At 32.1% G+C, this 22493-nt stretch carries 25 protein-coding genes; 13 read left to right on the forward strand and 12 right to left on the reverse strand.

Going from position 1 to position 22493, the window contains the following annotated elements; translation table 11 throughout:
* Positions 1–35 precede the first annotated feature (35 nt).
* The 3 genes from DK442_RS22305 to DK442_RS22315 all read left to right on the forward strand — a co-directional run bounded on the left by DK442_RS22305 (position 36) and on the right by DK442_RS22315 (position 3449).
* Positions 36–1196, forward strand: coding sequence for a hypothetical protein (locus DK442_RS22305; protein WP_109438128.1), 1161 nt, complete (start codon positions 36–38; stop codon positions 1194–1196).
* A gap of 236 nt (positions 1197–1432) precedes the next feature.
* Positions 1433–2863, forward strand: a complete 1431-nt coding sequence (locus DK442_RS22310) for a hypothetical protein (protein WP_160114299.1) — start codon at positions 1433–1435, stop codon at positions 2861–2863.
* 193 nt (positions 2864–3056) lie between these two features.
* The gene (locus DK442_RS22315; protein ID WP_109438130.1) at positions 3057–3449 is read left to right on the forward strand and encodes an acyl-CoA thioesterase; all 393 of its coding nucleotides are present in this window, start codon (positions 3057–3059) and stop codon (positions 3447–3449) included.
* On the opposite strand, the gene DK442_RS22320 is transcribed toward DK442_RS22315, so the two are convergent.
* From DK442_RS22320 to DK442_RS22330, 3 genes are read right to left on the reverse strand one after another with little or no spacing between them, the layout of a single operon-like run.
* Positions 3435–3731, reverse strand: coding sequence for a DUF721 domain-containing protein (locus DK442_RS22320; RefSeq protein WP_109438131.1), 297 nt, complete (start codon positions 3729–3731; stop codon positions 3435–3437). The genes DK442_RS22315 and DK442_RS22320 overlap by 15 nt on opposite strands.
* The gene (locus tag DK442_RS22325) at positions 3731–4156 is read right to left on the reverse strand and encodes a lipocalin family protein (protein ID WP_109438132.1); all 426 of its coding nucleotides are present in this window, start codon (positions 4154–4156) and stop codon (positions 3731–3733) included. The genes DK442_RS22320 and DK442_RS22325 overlap by 1 nt, the downstream gene beginning before the upstream one ends.
* 9 nt (positions 4157–4165) lie before the next feature.
* Positions 4166–5269: a DNA replication/repair protein RecF gene (locus tag DK442_RS22330; RefSeq protein ID WP_109438133.1), complete on the reverse strand. Its 1104-nt coding sequence runs from the start codon at positions 5267–5269 to the stop codon at positions 4166–4168.
* Between the two features lie 136 nt (positions 5270–5405).
* Between DK442_RS22330 and DK442_RS22335 the strand changes: the two genes are divergently transcribed.
* The 10 genes from DK442_RS22335 (at position 5406) to DK442_RS22380 (ending at position 14789) form a co-directional block, all read left to right on the forward strand.
* Positions 5406–6176 carry a tetratricopeptide repeat protein gene (locus DK442_RS22335; protein ID WP_109438134.1) on the forward strand — a complete coding sequence of 257 codons (771 nt, stop codon included), beginning with the start codon at positions 5406–5408 and terminating at the stop codon, positions 6174–6176.
* Positions 6177–6238: 62 nt separating this feature from the next.
* Complete coding sequence (gene ribH / locus DK442_RS22340) at positions 6239–6742, forward strand: 6,7-dimethyl-8-ribityllumazine synthase (protein WP_109438135.1); 504 nt, start codon at positions 6239–6241, stop codon at positions 6740–6742.
* Between the two features lie 125 nt (positions 6743–6867).
* On the forward strand, positions 6868–7164 hold the full coding sequence (locus DK442_RS22345; protein WP_109438271.1) for a hypothetical protein: 297 nt from the start codon (positions 6868–6870) through the stop codon (positions 7162–7164).
* A complete protein-coding gene (gene mutL / locus DK442_RS22350; RefSeq protein WP_109438136.1) occupies positions 7165–9054 on the forward strand; it encodes a DNA mismatch repair endonuclease MutL in 1890 nt (629 codons plus the stop codon). It abuts the gene before it with no gap.
* Between the two features lie 7 nt (positions 9055–9061).
* On the forward strand, positions 9062–9814 hold the full coding sequence (locus DK442_RS22355; RefSeq protein ID WP_109438137.1) for a rhomboid family intramembrane serine protease: 753 nt from the start codon (positions 9062–9064) through the stop codon (positions 9812–9814).
* Between the two features lies 1 nt (position 9815).
* Entirely contained in the window at positions 9816–10694 is an 879-nt protein-coding gene (locus tag DK442_RS22360) for a rhomboid family intramembrane serine protease (protein ID WP_109438138.1), read from the forward strand.
* 2 nt (positions 10695–10696) lie between these two features.
* Entirely contained in the window at positions 10697–11713 is a 1017-nt protein-coding gene (locus DK442_RS22365) for an endonuclease/exonuclease/phosphatase family protein (RefSeq protein ID WP_109438139.1), read from the forward strand.
* 41 nt (positions 11714–11754) lie between these two features.
* The gene (locus tag DK442_RS22370; RefSeq protein WP_109438140.1) at positions 11755–13068 is read left to right on the forward strand and encodes an ATP-binding protein; all 1314 of its coding nucleotides are present in this window, start codon (positions 11755–11757) and stop codon (positions 13066–13068) included.
* On the forward strand, positions 13069–14298 hold the full coding sequence (locus DK442_RS22375; RefSeq protein ID WP_109438141.1) for a tetratricopeptide repeat protein: 1230 nt from the start codon (positions 13069–13071) through the stop codon (positions 14296–14298).
* A 281-nt stretch (positions 14299–14579) separates the two neighbouring features.
* Positions 14580–14789, forward strand: coding sequence for a hypothetical protein (locus tag DK442_RS22380; RefSeq protein ID WP_109438142.1), 210 nt, complete (start codon positions 14580–14582; stop codon positions 14787–14789).
* A 109-nt stretch (positions 14790–14898) separates the two neighbouring features.
* Here the strand turns inward: DK442_RS22380 and DK442_RS22385 are convergent, their stop codons facing one another.
* The 9 genes from DK442_RS22385 to DK442_RS22425 all read right to left on the reverse strand — a co-directional run bounded on the left by DK442_RS22385 (position 14899) and on the right by DK442_RS22425 (position 22375).
* Complete coding sequence (locus DK442_RS22385; RefSeq protein WP_109438143.1) at positions 14899–15678, reverse strand: M949_RS01915 family surface polysaccharide biosynthesis protein; 780 nt, start codon at positions 15676–15678, stop codon at positions 14899–14901.
* An 89-nt stretch (positions 15679–15767) separates the two neighbouring features.
* Complete coding sequence (locus DK442_RS22390; protein WP_109438144.1) at positions 15768–16076, reverse strand: DUF6122 family protein; 309 nt, start codon at positions 16074–16076, stop codon at positions 15768–15770.
* Positions 16069–16698, reverse strand: coding sequence for a WbqC family protein (locus DK442_RS22395; RefSeq protein ID WP_235011010.1), 630 nt, complete (start codon positions 16696–16698; stop codon positions 16069–16071). The genes DK442_RS22390 and DK442_RS22395 overlap by 8 nt, the downstream gene beginning before the upstream one ends.
* Positions 16699–16714: 16 nt before the next feature.
* A complete protein-coding gene (gene lepB / locus DK442_RS22400) occupies positions 16715–18283 on the reverse strand; it encodes a signal peptidase I (protein WP_109438146.1) in 1569 nt (522 codons plus the stop codon).
* Between the two features lie 54 nt (positions 18284–18337).
* Positions 18338–19036, reverse strand: coding sequence for a 4-hydroxy-tetrahydrodipicolinate reductase (dapB, locus tag DK442_RS22405; protein ID WP_109438147.1), 699 nt, complete (start codon positions 19034–19036; stop codon positions 18338–18340).
* 50 nt (positions 19037–19086) lie between these two features.
* The gene (locus DK442_RS22410) at positions 19087–19677 is read right to left on the reverse strand and encodes a DUF5683 domain-containing protein (protein ID WP_235011011.1); all 591 of its coding nucleotides are present in this window, start codon (positions 19675–19677) and stop codon (positions 19087–19089) included.
* A complete protein-coding gene (locus DK442_RS22415; protein WP_109438148.1) occupies positions 19667–20584 on the reverse strand; it encodes a ParB/RepB/Spo0J family partition protein in 918 nt (305 codons plus the stop codon). The genes DK442_RS22410 and DK442_RS22415 overlap by 11 nt, the downstream gene beginning before the upstream one ends.
* A 6-nt stretch (positions 20585–20590) precedes the next feature.
* Positions 20591–21355, reverse strand: a complete 765-nt coding sequence (locus tag DK442_RS22420) for a ParA family protein (RefSeq protein WP_109438149.1) — start codon at positions 21353–21355, stop codon at positions 20591–20593.
* A gap of 138 nt (positions 21356–21493) precedes the next feature.
* Positions 21494–22375 (reverse strand): SDR family oxidoreductase, encoded by an 882-nt coding sequence (locus DK442_RS22425; protein ID WP_109438150.1) that lies wholly within the window; start codon positions 22373–22375, stop codon positions 21494–21496.
* Positions 22376–22493 lie beyond the last annotated feature (118 nt).

A 22493-nucleotide genomic window follows, 5' to 3' on the forward strand; every position in this document is an offset into this window, starting at 1 on the left:
AATTAATAATTGAATAACCCCTAAAATCAAATACAATGAAAAAACTTAGAATTTGGTATACATTGATGCTTTCGCTTTTATTGGGATTTATTTCTTGTGAACAAACAGAAGATTTTGATAACGAACCCAAAGTAGAGATTGTTATAGATAATCAGGAAGGGAGCGGAGTGTATAGCTTCGAAGCTAAAACCATAGGTATGAGTGATAATGCGCAAGTCATTTGGTCTGTGGATGGGAAAGAAATTGAAGGAGAAGATCAAGAAAATATTATCAATCAGATTTTGGATTATTTATTTAAGCCAGGTAGTCATACCATTTGTGTTAAAGTAATAACCGATCAACGAACAATAGAAGCTTGTACAGAAATAGAGGTTGAGGTTGATGAAAATGACCCTTGTCCAGACCTGTTTTTTAAGACTAGACAATATGAAAGGCCATCTACATATAAGTTTATTGCAGATTTTGATGGTGTAGAAGAAGCTTCTTATGAATGGTTTATTAATGGTGATTTAGTAAAAGATACTTCAGAGAATGGAAATAACTATTTGATTTGGAACTTCAAAGAAGCAGGAAGATATGAAGTATGTATGAAGACTGAGACTCCAGATTGTCCTCTAGGAACATCATATTGTAAAGTGATTGAAATTGAGGAATCTGATTTAGTGTGTCCAGAAGTTTCTTTTACAAAAGAAATGGAGCCAGGGACTTTTGGCACCTATACTTTTGAAGCGCAAATAGAAAGTAATGATGATGTGGCAGAAATTAAGTGGTATGTAAATGGTGATCTTGTAGAATCTCCTACAGACCCGCAAGTAGGAAATAGAACGCTATATTACCAGTTTGGTTCTGGAGCTCATGAAGTATGTCTTAAGGTAACTACTCAAAATTGTCCAGAAGGGATTAAATATTGCAAAGAAATTAGAGTAGGAGATTGTCCGGATCTTTTCTTTGAGCCAGAAAGAGATGGAGATAAGAATGCATATTATTTTTACCCTAGAGCTTTTGATGGTATAGATGATGTTGTTCTAGAATGGTTTGTCGATGAGCAATACGTAGGAAGATCTCCAGAGTTTCCACACAACAATCCGTATTATTATGAGTTTGATGGACCTGGTAGATACGAAGTGTGTTTAATGATCGAAACTCCAGAATGTCCAAATGGAACTTCATTCTGTAAAGTAATAGAATTTGAATAATAAAAATATATAATTAATTAAGTTGTTTAGGTTAGATTAATTAGGTTGATTTCCCTGAAAGTATGGCCATTACTTTCGGGGAATTTCATTATTGAATTCTACTTTTGAAGGTATAATCTTATATGTTTTTTTGATTGTGATTATATTTTTATACTTTCATGACCTATTGATTATCTTAAAAATAAGAGGTAGGGTAAATATGTTTTTAAACGTTGTATATATAAGAACCAGTCATATTGAATAAAATTTACACATATTATACTGTTTTTATACTAATGATAGCCTTATTGGTATCTTCATGTGTGAGCGATGATGGTTCCTTTCCTGAAGATCCTGGTAATGAAATTACATCAACCCCAGCAATCGTTACTATTCTTAATGATTTAAATGCTAAAGGAGATACTTTTTCAGAAGATCAACTATGCTTTAGATTTCAATATCCATTGACTTTGGGATATAATACAGATTCTAATATAAGAATTGATAGTTATCAAGGTTTATTGGATGTGATTTCAGGTCAAAGTTCTAATTTTAATATTACAGGAATTCAGTTTCCGGTCGAAATTATATACAACGGAAATACAACGACAAACGTTATAGGGAATGAGGCCGCCTTATTTGAGGTAATTCGAGAATGTCAATTAACTACATTTAGAGATATCTTCAATAAACTTTTTAAGCAATGCTTCAAGTTTGATTATCCAGTGATACTTAAGAACGGAAATAAGGAAGAAACTACTATTGATGGCGATGAAGGTTTTATTCGTTTTTTAAGTGCTCAAGGAGAAAATTATCAACCAGATTTTACATTCCCCGTAAATATTTTAGTCGTTCCAAATTTTGAAGCCAATAGGATATCAACCTATTATGAGTTCTATCAAATTTTGAATTCATGTGTAGGATGTCCGGATATTAGATTCGATATCGTACCATTACAGGATAATATATATCAGTTTACTCCAAATTTTGAAATAGGAAATGGATATGAATTGTCTTTTAAGGTAAATGAAGAGGTTATTCCTGATGTTATTATAGATGGAAACGTGTTTACAAGACAGTTTAGTCCGGGGACATATGAAGTTTGTATAAAAGCAATAACACCAGATTGTCTCGAAGGTAAGAGTGTTTGTAAAGAAATAATTGTAGAGCCAATTTGTCCGGATTTATTATTTGATTTTGTACAGCAACCCGGTAGTCTATCGTATAATTTTACGGCAGATTTTGTTGGGATAGATGACATATCTTATGATTGGATAATTGATAATGAAGTTATAGAAAGTGATGGAGGGGCTAATGGAGATAATATGTTTACTTTTGATTTTACTCCAGGAACTCATAAAGCATGTATAAAAGCTGAGACGCCATCATGCCCAAATGGGATCGAGCTTTGTAGAGACATTATAGTTTGTCCAGAATTATCTTTTACTTCAATGCAGCAGGGAGTAACAAGTACATATGACTTTGTCGCAAATTTTCCGGGAAAAGAAGATATATCATATCAATGGCTCATTAATGATAATATTCAGGAAGAAGATGGAGGAGCAGTAAATGGAGACAATGAATTTACATTCAATTTTACTCCGGGTACTTATGAAGTTTGTATTGTTACCGAAATTGAAGGATGTACAGATGGAGTGAGATTTTGTATGAGCATAAGTATCCCATAATTTTTTTCTAACTATCTTTTATTGGTTTGCAATATTATCTTATTATGATTATAGCAAAATATAAGGATTATAATTTTTAATTTGCTAACGTACGGCTTTTTCAATTTTTAAACTCATAATTCGTTTTAGAAGAGCTATAAAATGTGTCCTCTCAGGGATGTTTTTCATAATTTTGTTGAAAACAAAGAAGGCTATGAGGTACCATACAAGAAAAATTGTAAAACCAGGAGATTTAAATCCTAATGAGACGTTGTTTGGAGGTAGGTTATTAGAGTGGATAGATGAAGAAGCGGCATTATATGCTGTTATACAATTAGAAAGTAAGAGAGTAGTAACAAAGTTTATATCTGAAATCAATTTTGTTAGTTCTGCTGTACAAGGTGATATTGTCGAGATAGGAATGGATGTGGTAAAATTTGGAAACTCTTCTTTAATACTTAAATGTGAGGTAAGGAATAAGCTAACACGTAAAACGATAATTCAAGTCGAGAATATCACTATGGTCAATCTTGATGAAAACGGAAAGCCTAAGGCGCATGGTAAAACTAAAATAGAGTATGTAAAAGATAGATTATCTCATAACTAATTTTTTAATCAATATTTTACCTAATTCGGTATTAATATTATCGATTATTTTCTGTTTACCATAGCTCAATTCTTCTCTTAATACAGATGAAGTAAGTTCAACAAATAATGTTTCTCTTTCGAGTTTAATATTCCTGGTGTATTTGGTAATGGCAGGCCCCATGATTTTTTCCCAAACATCACGAACTTCAACTTTATCCAGACCTTTTTGTAGATTATTGTCAGAAACAAAGTTTTTTAAAACCTCTTCCAGGCTTTGATGTTCTTGATTGCGTTTTGCCATTATAATTTAATCTTCTGATATCGGTTGTAAAAGTAAACATTTCCCGTCTCATTTTGGATCACCATTTGGTTTTCTTTTACAGAAATAATCGTTTCTGTCCAAGTGGCTAATGAAGTTTTATAATGTATTCTTAGACTATCATTTTTGATTGCTAATGAGAATGTTTCACTATCCTTGGTGATGATGAATCCCCCATCAAGTTTAGGTTGTACTTTTTTGCGAATCCCTACAGAATCGTTCACTTCAAAAAAATCAATGCTTTGATTGAAATTATATTCTTTTTCACTACCATCTTTTAATTGCACTTTCTTGATTTCCCAATACCCATTAATGTGTTGGATGTTTTCTTTTGGATTTGTTGTTGTGCATGAAGCAACGATCCATAGAATGGTTAGCATTAATGTATATGTTAGACCTTTTTTCATATGATAAATTTAAAGGTTTTCAGGCTCATGATCTCCTAATTTGATGATCTTATAGGATTGTGATATTTTTTTTACTACTTCTTCAGTTCTATCAGCGTGCGTATCGCTTATAAATAATTGTCCAAAATTTTGATCATCTACTAATTTTATGATGTGCTCTACTCTTTTTTCATCGAGTTTGTCAAAAATATCGTCGAGAAGGAGCAAAGGATTTACTTTACTTTGCCTTTTAATAAAATCAAATTGAGCAAGTTTTAAAGCAATTAGAAATGATTTTTGTTGCCCCTGACTCCCAAATTTCTTGATCGGATATCCTTCAATTTCAAATAGTAAATCATCTTTGTGGATTCCTACACTAGTATATTGTAACATTCTATCTTTGTCAAGATTCTGCTGTAGAAGTGTTAGTAAACTTGTTTCAGAAAGTTTACTCTGGTAGGTTAAAGAAACTTTTTCATGTCCAGAGCTAATGGTATGGTATCTACTGATGAATATAGGAATAAAGATTTCAAGAAAAGCTGCTCTTTTTTCGTGTATAATAGAGCCGTATTCATTAAGTTGCTGATTGTACACTTCTAATGTAGTGGCATCAAATGTATTATTAACAGTAAAGTATTTTAATAAAGAATTACGTTGTGCGACTATTTTTGAATATTTTAATAATGCGGTAAGATATTTTTGATCACTTTGAGAAATTACGCCATCAATAAACTTACGTCTGGTATCACTTCCTTCTGTAATTAAATCTCGATCTGCAGGAGATATGATTACAAGAGGCAAAAAACCAATATGCTGACTAAAAGTGTCATATGTCTTTCCATTGCGCTTGATTACTTTTTTTTGTCCTCTTTTTGCGCTAATAACAACTTTCTCATCCCGTTCTTCTTTTGTATAAAGCCCGTCGATGACAAAAAAATCAGTATTATGTTTAATATTTTGACTTGTAATTGGATTAAAATAACTTTTACCAAAAGATAAATGATAAATAGCGTCGAGAACATTCGTTTTTCCGACTCCATTGTTTCCAACAAAACAGTTTATCTTGTCATCAAATTCAAAATTGATCGATTCAAAATTTTTATAATTGAGTAAAGAAAGCGATTTTAAAATCATAAAACACTGATCGTCAAGGAGTCTTAACTTTAATGAAATTCTTAGTTATCCGCTGCAAAATATTGAAAAATAATAAATAGTTGTGCTTTTAATTATGAATAAAAATTTTATTTTTGCCGTTCATTAAAGCAAACTTATGGCAACTTATAAGAAACGAGGACACAAACCAAAAAATAAAGCTGAAGAAGTTGAGCATGTTGAAGAGAATTCAACAACAGCAGAAGTATTTAATACTCTAGATGAAGGAGCTTCGAGAACCGAAGAATGGGTTGCGGCGAATCAAAAATATATACTTGGTACAGTTGGAGTAGTAGCACTTGTTATATTAGGGTATCTTGGATTTCAGAAATTTATTCAGGAGCCAAAAGAACAAGAAGCAGCAAATGAGATGTTTAAAGCTCAACAATATTTTGATAATGCTGTTAATGGTAACTCAACAGTGAGTGATTCGTTATATACTTTAGCTCTTAATGGAGGAGAAGGAAAATACGGTTTTCTAGAGATTATTGAGAATTATGGAAGTACAAACGCGGCTAATCTTGCGACGTACTATGCTGGATTTTCTTATTTAAATATGAATAAGTATCAAGAAGCAATTGATTATCTTGATAAGTTTAAAAGCGATGATGAGATGCTTGGACCTCTTGCTCTTGGAGGTATTGGTGATGCATTTTCTCAACTGGATCAAACAGAAGAAGCTTTAGGATATTATGAAAAAGCGGCGAAAGCAAAAACTAACGATTTTACAACTCCGAAGTTTTTATTAAAAGCAGCAATTACAGCAATATCTCTTAATAAACCACAAGTAGCAATACCATACTTAGAACGAATTAAGGAAGAATTTCCTAAAAGTGTAGAAGCTAATCAAGTTGATGTACATCTTGGTCAGGCTCAAGCAATGAAGTAATTTGTAGTTCAGGTTTTAAGGTATTTCCTTGGTCTGAATAACAAAAACTTTAAATCAACACCATGGCTACAGAAAATAAAAATTTATCACAATACGATAAAAACACAATCCCAAATGCGAAAGATTTTCGATTTGGGATTGTTGTTTCAGAGTGGAATGAAAATATTACTGAAGGACTATTTCAAGGAGCGTTTGATGCTTTTATTGATTGTGGAGCGATAAAAGAAAATATTGTACGTTGGAATGTGCCCGGTAGTTTCGAATTGATCTATGGTTGCAAGAAAATGCAAGAGTCTTTTGATATGCTTGACGCTGTTATAGCTATAGGATCTGTTATTCAGGGAGAAACCAAACATTTTGATTTTGTATGTGAAGGAGTTACTCAAGGTATCAAAGATTTAAATATTAATTCTGATATTCCAGTAATCTTCTGCGTTCTTACAGATAATACACTACAACAATCTATTGATAGATCAGGAGGGAAGCATGGTAACAAAGGAACAGAGGCGGCAATTGCAGCTATCAAAATGGCACAATTACGCAAAGATGCTACCTTTTATAAATAGATTTTTAGACTTTTATTACTAAGCGGCATAATCCTTGCTGTTTATATTTTGATGTTATTGTAATGCTAAAAGCTTTAGATTGCAATGCATTTTGAGTATATTTGGATAATCTAAAGATAGAACAGATTTTGAAGTTAAGTATTCCAAAGAGAAGGAAAAACCGAAGATTCAACTACACGCCTAGATACTATGAAGGTAAAAGTGAAGGTAATATCTATGATTTTGAAAATAGAATTACGAAATATCGGGATACCACAAATGATATAGATTTTGGTGCTCATTGGGCAGAAGCCCGTACTTCGAGTCGCAATCGAGGTAATCGTGAAATCAATAGAAGGGTAATTTACGTAGCAATAATCTTGATTTTTATCTTTTTGTATATAATAGATTTTGATTTATCCATATTTACTGCACGACGTTAAATGTCTGACATTATTCAACTTTTACCAGATCACGTAGCTAATCAAATTGCTGCTGGAGAGGTGGTTCAGAGACCAGCTTCAGTAGTAAAAGAATTGTTAGAAAATGCTATTGATGCCAAAGCGACATATATAAAACTGATCATTAAAGAGGCAGGAAAAACTTTAATTCAGGTTATTGATGATGGTTCAGGGATGAGTGTTACCGATGCCAGATTAAGTTTTGAGCGACATGCTACTTCAAAAATAAAAACTGCAGAAGATCTTTTTCAATTAGATACAAAAGGGTTTAGAGGAGAAGCTCTTGCTTCTATAGCCGCTATTGCACATGTAGAGTTAAAGACGAAACAAGAAGAAGATGAAGTAGGTACAGAAATAAAAATTGAAGGCAGTGAAGTTACATCTCAAGAGGTTTGTGTAACTCCAAAGGGAACTTCAATAAGCGTTAAAAACTTATTTTATAATATTCCTGCACGTAGAAATTTCCTAAAATCAAATGCGGTAGAACTAAGACATATCATTGATGAGTTTCATAGAGTGGCAATGGCACATTCTACTATAAAATTTGATATGTATCATAATGGAGCAGAGGTTTTTAATTTGCCAAGCTCTAATGATCGCCAGCGTATTGTAAATATCTTTGGTGGAAAGACAAATGAAAAATTGGTTCCGGTTACTGAAGAAACAGATTTGGTTACTATAAATGGTTTTGTTGGAAAACCACAATATGCTAAAAGAACAAGAGGAGAACAGTTTTTCTTTGTGAATAATAGATTTATAAAAAGTCCATATTTAAATCATGCTGTTAATGCAGCATTTGAAGGGTTACTGAAAGATAAAGCACATCCAAGTTATTTTTTATACCTTACTGTTGATCCTATTTCGATAGATATCAATATTCATCCTACAAAAACTGAAATCAAATTTGAAGATGAACATGCTTTATATGCTATGTTACGCTCTTCTATAAAACATAGTTTAGGGCAATTTAATGTAGCTCCGGTGTTAGATTTTGATAGAGATTCTTCGATGGATACTCCTTATGAGTATAACAGTAAAGCGGCCCAAACACCAACGATAGAAGTAGATAGAAGTTTTAATCCATTTAAAGATGAGAAAATATCAGGAGGAAGTGCTTCTGGAGGTTCTTCATCTTTAGATAAAAGTTATACTCCTTTTAAGAAGGAACCGGCAGGAAGTTGGGAAAACCTTTATGTTGGGCTTGATTCAGAAGTAGCTCCTGTAAAAACGGTAGAGAATGACTTTTCTTCGGTAGAATTCGAAAGTACAGAGGTTACAGGTTCTTTATTTGAATCAGATGAGAAGAAAATAGGACATCATACTACATATCAGCTTCGAAAAAAATATATAGTGACCACTATTAAAAGTGGAATGGTGATTGTTAATCAACACCGCGCTCATGAAAGAATAGTATACGAGGAATTATTGCGCAATATCACAATGGCTAGCGCAGTAAGTCAACAATTATTATTTCCGCTTACTCTTTCTTTTTCTAAAAAAGAGATAGCACTTCTTGAAACAGTAAAAGAACAGTTAGAAAATATGGGATTTGTTTTTGCAGAACAATCACTAAGCGAAATTGAAATTACCGCAATACCATCGGTAACTTCAGAAAAAGAGGTTTCCTTATTGTTAGAGCAATTGATTCATGACCTTGAAAACGAAGTGCCAGATAGTGGTTTTTCACAAACAGATCTATTAGCTCGATCTATAGCAAAAAGTATAGCGGTACGAACAGGAGTAGAATTAGCACAAGAACAACAACAATATATGGTAAATAGTTTGTTTGCATGTACAGAACCTACGATTACACCAGATAATAAGCCGACTTTCATCACGTTAACTGTAGATGAAATCGATAAGAAATTTTAAATAATACATGGGAAGAATTACAGAAACAGTAAAAGTTCTATTAATTACTAATGTAATCTTTTTTCTAGGTTCTCTCACGCTAGAGGGAGCGGCATTTAGATTATTTGCATTTTGGTTTCCTTACAATGACAATTTTTATTTTTGGCAAATCATAACCTATATGTTTATGCATAGTCATGAAGGTATAAGTCATATTTTATTTAATATGCTATTGTTATTTATGTTGGGTAGCAGTTTGGAAGATGTTATTGGGCAAAAAAGGTTTTTATTTCTTTATTTTTCAGCTGGATTTGGCGCTTTAGGTTTACAGTTACTTTTTTATTATTTTAAATTTCAACCGGGATATCAAGCTTTTTTAGAAGCAGGTTTTGTGAAAAGTGAAATTTTAGAATTTATGCGTACAGGACAATATTCTAGTTTGGTTTTGCAATATACAGCTGAAGGGAATATAAACGAAATGTACAGGGCGTATTTAAGCCATATGGTAGGAGCTTCTGGAGCTGTGTCGGGTATTATTGCTGCTTTTGGAATTATGTATTGGAACAGGCCTTTGCAATTACTTTTTATCCCTTTTCCAATTAAAGCAAAGTATTTAATGGCCTTTTATTTTATTCCTGATTTAATAGGAGGTATTACAGGTCAAAGCCTTTATGGGACTACAAATATTGCGCATTGGGCACATATCGGAGGTGCGATAATTGGTTTTGTCACCATGTGGTATTGGAAAAAGAATTCGTTTAACGATAAACGGTGGTATTAGTATGGCTAGTAATAATCTAACATATCAATTTAAAACAGCTAATATTATTATTAAGCTGATTGTGATTAATGTGGTATTGTTTTTATTTGCCACATTAGGTTCCTGGATGTTTAAAACAAGTTCTGGAGCTTTAATGGAGTGGTTTGTATTGCCTGTTGCTCCTGAGAGCTTATTAGTACAACCATGGAGTATACTTACATATAGTTTTTTACATTTTGATTTCTGGCATATCTTCTGGAATATGTTAGTATTATATTGGTTTGGACAATATGTACTTAATTTATTTACAGAAAAAAGGTTTCTTACCATTTACCTCTTAGGGGCTATTTGTGGAGGATTGTTATTTGTATTAGCATATAACGTCTTTCCTGTATTAAATGGAACATTAGCCTATCTTATTGGGGCTTCAGCGGCAGTTCGTGCTATTATGATTTTTATTGCGGCATATACTCCAAATTCTGAAATGCGAATATTCTTTTTTAACATTAAGTTATGGCAAATAGGAGTATTTGTGGTGTTATCTGACCTTATTCAAATACCAACCTCTGGTAATGCTGGTGGTTTAATTGCACATTTAGGCGGAGCAGTTTTTGGTTATCTATATGCGGTTCAGCTTAAAAAAGGAAATGATATAGGAGCGTGGTTTGAAAGACTAATGGACGGATTAACCAATATGTTTAAACCTAAAAAGAAAAGCCCTTTAAAAACGGTACATAAATCAAAGACTGGTAAAACAACCCCAAATAGAACTACAGTTTCTTCAACCAAAAGCCCAAACCAGAAGCAAATAGATGCTATTCTGGACAAGATCAGTAAAAGTGGATATGATAGCCTAACCAAAGAAGAAAAAGACTTTTTGTTTAAAGCAGGTAAGGAGTAATTATGAGGAAAATAATTAACAAGATTGTCTTTGTGATGAATTCTATCGCAGCCTTTGCATTGTTGTTATCTTATCTATTGCCCTATGTTTCCCCAAAAACATTTCCTCTATTGTCGGTATTAAGTTTAACAGTACCTGTTTTTATTGTGATTAATCTATTTTTTTTATTGTATTGGGTGATATTGCTTAATAAGAAAATGATACTTCCGCTTACGGTATTGCTTTTGGGGGTTTCTCACGTTTCTTCTTTATATAAATTAAGAGGTAAATCTTCAGAGGATACGGCTGGTAGTATTTCGCTGTTAAGCTATAACGTACATAGTTTTAATCGATTTAAGTGGATTGATTCAGATTCAATCCCCCAGGATATTTCTTCGTTGATACGAGAACAGGATGTGGATATTTTCTGTGCTCAGGAGTTTTACAATAATCCTGATATTAACTTTAGTCAATATAAATATAAATACGAATATTTTAATCATAATAGTAGGGAGCTAGCATTAGTTATTTTCTCTAAGTTTCCTTTTATCAATAAAGGATCTTTAAATTTTGAGAAAACTGCTAATAATGTGATTTTTGCTGATGTTGTAATACGTAAAGACACTGTTAGGATCTATAATATTCATTTACAGTCTCATAGGATAAGCTCCAAAACAGATGAATTGGCCAAGGCTGATTCTCAAAAATTATTAAAACGTATTGGAGTTTCTTTTAAAAAACAACAGAGTCAGGCTGAGCAACTTATAGCGCATATGAAATCTTCACCTTATAAGAACATTATAATGGGAGATTTTAATAATACAGCGTATTCATATGTGTATAATAAAATTAAGTCTGAAAACCTTCAGGATAGTTTTAAAAAGGCAGGGAAGGGGTTTGGGAAAACTTTTAAATTTGAATTATTTCCTGCAAGAATTGATTTTATATTGGTACCTGAAGAATTTGAAGTGTTGAATTTTAAAAGTTATGACCTTGAGTTATCGGATCATTATCCTATATTTTCAAGAGTTAAATTTTAGTATTTTTATTATGATAATATACAATATAAATAAATAAGCTTATGAGTAGTGATTTTATAAATGATTTGTTGGAAGCACTTTCATTCTCTCCTGATAATATTCCACTAAGACTTAGAATAGCAAAATCATATTTTGCTAAGAGTGATTTTATAAATTCAGAGAAACACTATTCAGATGTTGTTAGAAGACAACCTGATAATATTGAAGCAAAGTTTGGGTTGGCAAATTGTTTTTACAAATTAAATAAAGTGTCCGCTACAGAGATTATATTAGAAGAATTAATTCATGAAGATGACAAGAATATTTCTTATTTAGAATTATTGTGTTATTGTCAAATTCGAGAAAATAATTTATCAGAAGCAAAGGAAACGTATCAGTTATTGTTAAAAATAGATAAATTGTATCAAAATGAAGATTTTGATAACAAGTTAAAAGTTAGTGGTATAGTTGGTTTGGATAACGATTTTGTAGATGAAGATGCTAAAAAATTTCTAAAGAAGCCTACTGTTAATTTTGCTAGTGTAGGAGGGATGGAAGAGATAAAGAATCAAATTTCTTTAAAAATAATAAAACCTTTAGAACATAAAGATTTATATAAAGCATATGGTAAAAAGATTGGAGGAGGAATATTGCTTTACGGACCTCCAGGGTGTGGTAAAACTCATCTTGCAAGAGCTACTGCAGGAGAGATTAATGCAAATTTTATTAGTGTAGGTATAAATGATATACTTGATATGTGGATTGGTAGTAGTGAACATAATCTTCATGAAATCTTTGAGACTGCTAGAAAAAATACACCTTGTGTAATCTTTATAGATGAAATAGATGCATTAGGAGCTAATAGAAGCGATATGAGTAAATCTGCTGGTAGAAATGTTATTAATCAATTCTTAGCAGAATTGGATGGTATAGATAGTAATAATGATGGTATTTTGATATTAGGAGCTACAAATACGCCATGGCATTTGGATCCAGCTTTTCGTAGACCGGGTAGATTTGATCGCATTATTTTTGTGTCACCTCCCGATTTTAAAGCAAAATCTTCTATCTATGAGATTATGTTAAAAGACAAACCGATTGATAATATTGATTATGACTTATTAGCAAAAAAATCTAAAGAATTTTCTGGAGCAGATATACAAGCAACAATTGATATTGCAATAGAGAAAAAATTGTTAGAATCATTTGATGATGGTATTCCTAAGCCATTATCAACAAAAGATATTCTAAAAGCAATTAAAGTGGTTAAACCAAGTACTAAAGAATGGTTTGTTACATCGAAAAATTATGCCCTTTATGCAAATGATTCTGGATTATATGATGAAATATTGTCGTACTTGAAAATAACAAAATAAATGGAAGAAGCACTTTTCGAAAGAGGGTATCAACTTTTTCAAGTAAAAAAATATAAAGAAGCTATAAAGTCGTTACAAGAGGGGCTGCAAAGACATCCAGAAGATTATTTTGCAAAAAGCCTTTTGGTTAGATGTTATCTTGAATTGGAAGATTATTCTAAAGCAAAGAAATTAAATGAATTATTGATTTCTCAGCATCCGAATGAAGATGAATTGTTCTATAATAAGGCTGCAATATTTTGGGAAAACAAAAATAAAATCGAAGCTTTAGAAGCTATTAATCAAGCAATATCGTTGAATCCGTATTATTCTGATTACTTTGGCTTTAAAGGGTTGGTTCTCCTTGAATCCAAAGATTATGAAGAAAGTCTTTCCTGTGCAAATGAAGGTTTAGAACTTAATCCTAATAGTATTTTGTGCCTTAATGTTAGAGCACAAGCATTGACAAAATTAAAAAGAAAAAAGGAGGCAAAAGAAACAATTAACAGTACATTGAATAAAGACCCTGAAGGTAGTTTTTCACATGCTAACGTTGGATGGGTTAAGTTAGAACATGGAGATTATAAAAGTGCTATGGAACATTTTAAGGAATCCTTAAAAAATGACCCTAATTCAAGATATGCTCAGGATGGAATGTTAGAAGCTATTAAAGCAAAAAATGTTGTTTATCGAGGATATCTTAAATATGCTTTCTGGATATCCAATATGAAAACTAAAAACCAATGGATTTTTATTATTGGAATCTACCTTTTGTACCGATTTTTGTTAAAAACAATCGAATTTTCAAGTTATCCTTACTTAGTGTTCTTGATTATTATTCCCTACTTATTGTTTGCTCTGGGGGGATGGATTATCGGTCCATTGTCTAGTATGATTTTGCTTTTTCACTCATATGGAAAATATTTGCTTGATAAAAATGATAGAACGTCGGGGATAATATTTTTTTTATGTTTACTTTTTTCTTTAATAAGTACAATTCTATTTGTAGGAATTGGTAAGAATTTGTTTTTGTTAAGCGCAATTTCATTTTTGTGTTCTATTATTCCATTAACTAAAGGAGCTCTTTATCAAAATAAAATTTCAAGATTACTTAGTTTTGTGATTGGAAGTGTAATTATTTTAGCTGGATTAATAGGTCCACTTTTTATCTCTGATTTAGTTTTTCTGGGTACAATATCTGTTTTAGGAATGGTTGGATATACTTGGGTAGGTAATTTTTTAAAATCATAAATATTTACCTAATAATATTATTGAGAATACGTCTTATGTTTAGGATATTGGATAATCAAAGTTTATCTAAAGTATTTAGCTTTTGTTATTTTTTGATATGTAATACATTCAAAATAATTTCCTTTCAGATATCTAGTCATATTCAACAAATATATATTACTGTTCTATAGAAACATTGCATAATACTATATTTACTTTATCAATAAAATTGAAAGATTCAAAAAAAACTATTTGCTAATGAGTTTAGTAAATTAACTTGTTTTTTAAAAATACCGAATAATATGAGTATTATACTTTTTTTTATAATAGTAGCTGTAATAGGAATATTTCCTGTAAAATGGGTACTTAAAAAACTAGGAGTTCATAATAATACAACAAAATGGATTTTAGGAATTCCTTTAGCATTAATATTAAGTGTATTGCTTTATATGCTGCTATTAATTATACTATATAGCTATGAAGAAGGAACTGGTAACATGGATTTGTTTTAAAGATAAAGTTGAGTCATTAGAGCTTAGCTTTAAAATTAATACAGAGTTTGAGTCTACCTCAAAATGATGAAGGTTTTAAATAGAAAAAACAAACTCAATTGTTTATTAACTAATCCTGCAGATCAGTGGCTTCTTTTGCCATTCTTTGTTCCCAACCTTTAGAAAAAATAGCATGTTTGTTGGCTGTCATTAGTTTCATTTTTTCTTTAACGGCTTTTTGTATCTCTAGAGGTAACCCATAAAATTGTCCATTGATTTTCGTTAATCTTCCACCATATTCACTGTTTTGATGTCTAATTGTTATCCTTCTTTTATTGTGATATATCATGATTTTCATCCTACCGTCTGCATACATATCTTGACCAGTAGTTCCGTAAACTAGTATAAGATCAACTAATCCATCTTTGTCTAAGTCTGAAAATTCTGAGTACTTATTCCAAAACGAAATCGAGCTTTCCCAATCTTTATCTATTTCGTCACTGATACTGGATTTCTTTTTGAGTCGATTGTCTTTATTGGTCAGATAAAGAGATTGTAACTTGTCGTTTAGCGTGTCATTTTTTCCATCTGTTTCTAGAATATATTCTGATAAGGATAATACCAAATAATATTTACCTGATTCATCGGTATATGAATATGCCTGATGAATAGGGTGTTCAATATCAAATCGCATTCTTACTCTCTTGTTGAAAATTGATTTGATCTCTTTTTCAGAAAGTTTATTTCCCCATTTTGGATCAATAGATATAGAATCAAGTTTTTTTAATTCTATTTTAGGGATAGTATCTTGTTCTATTGTTTTTTGATCAGAATTATTTTTGGATTCTTTTGATTTTTCCTGGCAAGAAAATAGGGCTAAAAGTATAACGAAAAATAGAAATCTATTCATAGATAAGAGGTTAGATTAAACAAGAAACATTAACATAGTTTCATAATAAATGTAATAAATATTTTATAAATGCATAGATATATCCATATTTACATCATCCAACAATCCAATTGATCTGTTATTATATGCCATATCAATGCTAATCCAATAATTCTTGTTCTTGTAAAAAACAGAGATATACAATATACTGCAATTGCATAATAGCTATGTAGAGGATGAAAACCGACGCTACATCGATTTGGATCAAAAATAGGATTGGCAAGAAGATGATCAAGATCAATTAGCATACTTCCTAAAAAAATAAGGTATACCTTTTTCCATTGTTTAGGAAAGAAGAGTAGTGCGATAATTAGGGGAATTATAAAATGAAAGCTATAGTGCAGGATTGGTCTAATCATCGATAATAGATTGATTCTCGAGGTAGGTCAAAGTATTAGTTCCTTCGTTAAAGAGTAAATCCAGAATAGAAAGATTAGGAATAAACCCTTGTTTTTCTGCAAAAACCTGGATGTAAGATTCTAAAGGATAAGGTTTTTGCTTTTTAGCATTTATAAGCGTTCTTAAATCTATATGTTCTTCAGGGCTTTTGATATATTCACTAGTTTTTGTATATGAAGTGTCTAGTTGTAAGCAATCATATACTGCCTGCATGCATTCATAATTGAAATCTAAAAGAAACTTTTTTGGTTTTTCGAAAAGATGTACAAATTCATCTTCATAATACTCAAAAAAAGGTGATGTTCTATATGCTGTTTCAAGTGATTTCCAATGTAATGACTGCCAGGGGAAATCATTTTCTATACGAACATCTTTATATAGTTGTCTCCCTTTATTTCCGATATGTTTTATAGGAATACTAAGAAGTAATTTTCCATTAGCACCATAAATATAAGTACGATTACGATAGGTCTGTTTTTGGTAATTGTCTTCGTTTTCAAAAACAACAGATGTTGCTTTCGCCATTACTACATATTGTGCAATAGTTCCAAAATACATTGGATGTAATAAGGGGGTATTCAATTTAATCGACTATGTATTAAGCGCTTTTTTTCTTTTTACGATATTGACCATAAATAATCCATCCAGCTAAAACAATTAAAAAGTACTTAAAATAAGAAACTGGATTTCCGCTTCCACCAACGGTGGTAAACATACGTTCCCATCTTATTTTATTAAACAGCCCTTTGGCATTAGTATCCCAACTAAACCATACAAATACAGGTTTTCCAACAATATGATTGGCAGGGACATAACCCCATACACGACTGTCTTCACTATTGTGACGATTATCACCCATCATCCAATAATAATCTTGTTTGAATGTATATGTATCAATAGGTTTTCCATTAAGTAAAACTTGCGTACCATTTACGGTAAGTTTATTATCTATACCTAATTCAGAGCCTTCATAAACTTCAATAATTCTTCTATATAATGAAAAACTTTTAAGATCCATTTTAACAGTTTTTCCGGCTTCAGGAATATAAATTGCTCCAAAATTGTCAGAGTTCCAGTTTACTTTGCCGTTATTAGGAAAAATACTAGGGTCTTTAAGTCCCTTTGGCATTATATTTCTTTCAATACCAGCAACGTTGGGGTGGTTTTTAAATCGGGTCGCAGCATCAGTAGTCATTCCCTGAGCATTAAATTGAGTATTGTTGTATCCAAACTCATTTGGTTTAATGCGATAACGATCATATAAGTTTGGTAGATTGAAATTACTGCCTTTTGTAGTTCCACTATATGAAAACTGCACTTGCGCACGTTCTGGTAGCTTATTCTGCTTTCCATTAATGTATACATATCCATCAACTACTGATAAAGAATCTCCAGGAATACCTACACATCTTTTTACATAATTAGATTTCTTATCAATAGGTTTGTAGTAACTTAATTTTGATCGATCTCTAAAATATCTAACAGTATCTATTGGCCAACTAAAAACAACAATGTCATTACGTTTGATATTCTGAAATCCGGGTAATCTAAAATATGGATATTGCGGTTTGCTAGAGTATGATTTTGTTCTTACTAACGGTATAGTGTCATGTACCATAGGAAAAGATACTGCGGTCATAGGTGTTCGTGCACCATAATGAAATTTACTTACAAATAAGAAATCCCCAACAAGTAATGTTCTTTCTAAGGAACCTGTAGGGATAGTGTACGGTTGCATAAAATAAGTGTGTACAATAGTTGCAGCAACTACGGCAAAAAGAATAGAGCTTATCCACTCTCCAGCAGCTGTTTTTGGCTTTAAATCACGATTTTCTATATAAGTCACATCAAGCATATAGTTAATGTAATATATATAGAACCCTAAAGTAACTACTACAAGAACAGTATCAGTAGTAGAGTTTTTACCAAAACTCCTAATGGTCTCCACCCAGATAACGGGGAGCATGATTACATTAATTACAGGAATAAATAATAATATTACCCACCACCAAGGGCGATTTATAATTTTCATTAAAACGACGGCATTATACACCGGGATAATTGCTTCCCATGCTTTTCGTCCTGCTTTAGTGTATAGTTTCCAGGTTCCTAAGAAATGAATTGCCTGTAATATCAGGAAAAAAATAAACCATTCTGTAAGTATCATCTTTAAATATATTTTTTAGTATAAGTACATCTTATTAACCAAGCGTTACACTTTTTATAGCCCTAATACATCTTTCATACTGAAAACTCCTGTTTTATCAGTTAACCACTCAGCAGCTACAACTGCTCCTAGTGCAAAACCATTTCGATTGTGTGCCGTATGTTTAATCTCGATGTCATCTACTTCTGAAGTGTAGTTGACGGTATGTGTTCCAGGTACTTTATCAATTCTTTTCGCTATTATAGGGATAATGTTTTTGCCTCCATTATCTAATTGCCATTCAGTTTTATCTGTGTTTTCGATAATACCCTCTGCAAGAGTAATAGCAGTACCACTTGGAGCATCTAATTTTTCTGTATGATGGATTTCTTCCATTGCAATATTATAGCCCTCTAGCGGTGCCATCATTTTTGCTAACTTTCTATTAAGTTCAAAAAACAAATTAACACCAAGACTATAGTTTGAGGCATAGATAAACCCTCCTTTTTTTTCTTTGCATAGGGCGACCATGTCTTCATAATGATCTAACCATCCCGTAGTGCCAGAAACAACAGGTACTCCTGCATTAAAGCAATTCGTTATATTATTCACAGCCGCAGTCGGAATACTAAAATCGATGGCTACATCTGCTTCTGAAAGATCATATGTGGTATCTTCTTTGTCTACTTTAAGTATAATAGTATGACCTCTTTCTGTGGCAATTTTTTCTATTGTTTTCCCCATTTTGCCATATCCCAGCAGCGCAATTTTCATATCTTGGTTGGTGTTATTTTTATGTTTTATAAAAAGGAATCAATCTTTTTTTAAAAACTATAATTGAGTGATACTCCATAATTTGGTCTGGTATCAAACTCATTAAAATTTATTTTTGGTTTGAAAGAAAGATCATCTGTTATATTATATTGTTGTAAATGTGCAGTTACATTGGCATCTACAATATTTAGGAGATAAATCCCTACAGTAACTAATAATGATAACTCCTTATCACGTCGAAAACGTTCTTGCAACGATATTAATTGATCATTGGTTATGTTTGGAAACTCATCATCGGTAAAACCAGCGAGTCTACGTTTAAAAATATCACGAAAGCGATTATAGTTATTATTATTGTCAATATAAAAGTATACTCCTGTTCCTAATGCTGCGTATACGATAGGGACTTTCCAGTACTTTCCTGTATATGCTTGGCCTAACCCAGGGAGTACCGCAGAATAAAAAGCGGCTCTTGCGGGAGCTAAAGGTTCATATGGTCGAATCTTTCTCTCTCTCTTTTTCTTCTTCTTTTTTACAGGCACTTCTTCTGTAGTAACTTTTAATTCTTCATTTTCTTGAGCAAGAATATGTTGAACAGAAAGTAGTGCAAAAAAGATAATATAAAAGAATTTAATCTTCACTATTAATAAGTTTCTTTATGCGTTTAAAATCTTCTTCGGAAGAAAAAGGTATAATTAACTTTCCACTTCCTTTATTGGAAACTTTTACATCAATTTTTGCGCCAAAGTAATCAGAAAAATCTTTTACTCCTTTTGCAATATGTTTTGGTAATAAATTTGTTGCAGAACTACTATTTGCAGAAGAATTAGTACTATCTGTTTTTTCATTTAGAGATCGTACCATTTTTTCTGTATCACGTACAGATAGTGACTTTCCGATGATAGTTTCATAAATATCAAGTTGTTGTTGTTGATCATCAATATTTATGAGTGCTCGACCATGACCCATAGATATAAATCCGTCTCTCATTCCTGTTTGAACAATAGGATCTAATTTTAGAAGTCTAAGATAATTTGCAATAGTTGACCGTTTTTTACCCACTCTATCACTCAATTGTTCTTGAGTGAGGCTAATCTCATCTATAAGTCGCTGGTATGAAAGTGCAATTTCGATCGGATCTAAATCCTGGCGTTGAATATTTTCGACCAATGCCATTGTTAATGATTCCTGATCATTAGCAATACGAATATATGCAGGAATAGACTTTAATCCGGCTAATTTTGAAGCACGAAAACGACGCTCTCCACTAACTAGTTGATAATTGTTAAAATCTAATTTACGAACAGTAATAGGTTGAATTACACCGACCTCTTTTATAGAAGTAGCAAGCTCACGTAATGTTTCATCATTAAAACTAGTACGAGGTTGAAAAGGGTTAACATCGATACTTTCCAATTCTAACTCGATAATATTGCCAACTACTTTATCAGCACCTTTATCTTCTACTGATTTTATATCATTATCAGGATCTTTTAACAGAGCTGATAATCCTCTTCCTAATGCTTGTTTTTTGGTTGCCTTCGCCATGAATCCTTAGCTGTTTTTCTTAATAATTTCCTGTGCCAAACTTAAATAATTACTAGCACCTTTACTAGAAGCATCATAATTAATTATACTTTCACCATAACTGGGTGCTTCACTCAAACGAATATTTCTCTGAATGATTGTTTTAAATACCATTTCATTAAAATGCTTTTGTACTTCTTCTACTACTTGATTGGATAGTCTTAACCTAGAATCATACATAGTAAGTAATAGTCCTTCTATATCTAAATTTTGATTATGAACTTTTTGCACACTTTTAATTGTATTCAAAAGCTTGCCCAATCCCTCTAAAGCAAAATATTCACATTGGATTGGTATCATTACAGAGTCTGCAGCAGTCAATGCATTTAGTGTCAATAAACCTAGAGATGGTGCACAATCAATAAGAATATAATCATATTGAGATTTTAATCCTTCAATGGCTTTTTTAAGCATATATTCTCTTGAATCTTTATCTACAAGTTCAATTTCTATGGCTACCAGATCAATATGTGCAGGTATGATATGCACATTTGGAGAACTGGTTTCCAAAACTGCTTCTTCTGGTTTGATAGTATGTTCCAGGATTTGATATGTTCCTTTTTCTATGGTATCCACATCCAATCCAAGTCCAGAAGTAGCATTCGCTTGGGGATCAGCATCGATTAATAATACTTTTTTCTCTAATACGCCTAGAGAGGCTGCTAAATTTACTGAGGTAGTAGTTTTACCTACACCACCTTTTTGATTGGCAATCGCTATAATTTTACCCATGAGGGGAGGTTTGGATTTAAGAGGTAAAAATACAATTTATTATATATTATAAAAATGAAAAATGTTAACAGTAGGATATAAAAAAGACCATCCCCCTTTAGAGATGGTCTAGTGTACTATTTTATTGTTAATAAAAACTTATTTATTCTTTTTTGAACGTATCATTGCCTCAAGTTGATCCCACATTTCTTCAGGGACCTGTTCAAGAAGATTAAATTGTCCGGCTCCTTTAATCCATTCTCCGCCATCAATGGTAATTACTTCCCCATTTACATAAGCAGAAAAATCTGACACCAAATATGCAGCAAGGTTAGCAAGCTCTTGATGCTCACCGGTACGACTTAATGGTACACGTTTTGAAAAATCTAACTTTTCTGCTAAATCTCCAGGAACTAATCTATCCCAAGCTCCTTTTGTAGGGAATGGCCCTGGAGCAATTGCATTAAAACGCATTCCGTATTTTGCCCACTCCACTGCTAATGATCGTGTCATAGCCAAGACTCCTGCTTTTGCGCTCGCACTTGGTACTACATAAGCAGAGCCAGTCCATGCATAAGTGGTTACAATATTAAGAACAGTAGTGTTTTTGTATTTGGTATCGATCCAATGTTTTCCAAAAGCTAATGTGCAGTTTTTGGTTCCCTTAAGTACAATATCAATTATAGTATCAAAAGCATTTGCCGATAGACGTTCTGTGGGAGATATAAAATTACCAGCGGCATTGTTAAGTAAGATGTCAATAGAACCAAAAGCTTCAATAGCTTGATCTCGCATTGCTTCAACCTCACTGTAATGACGAACATCACACTGTAAAGGTAAACAAGTACCTCCGGTTTCAGCTTCGAGTTCTTTAGCTGTATTTTGTAACTTCTCTATGTTACGAGAGGTTATAGCTACTTTTGCTCCAAGTTCAAGAAAATATTTGGTCATTGATTTCCCTAATCCACTACCACCACCAGTGACTACAATATTTTTACCTTCTAGCGCTCCATCGCGAAGCATTTTGTTTGTATAATTCATAATTTTTGTATCGATATTTTGCTAATATAACAAGTTATAGTTAAAAAACTATGCATGCATAGTTTTTTATTGCCTGTTTGAGTATTTAACAAAAATACTATTATTTATAAAGCTTGCA

This window comes from Aquimarina sp. AU119 (genome assembly GCF_900312735.1).
Lineage (GTDB): Bacteria > Bacteroidota > Bacteroidia > Flavobacteriales > Flavobacteriaceae > Aquimarina > Aquimarina algiphila.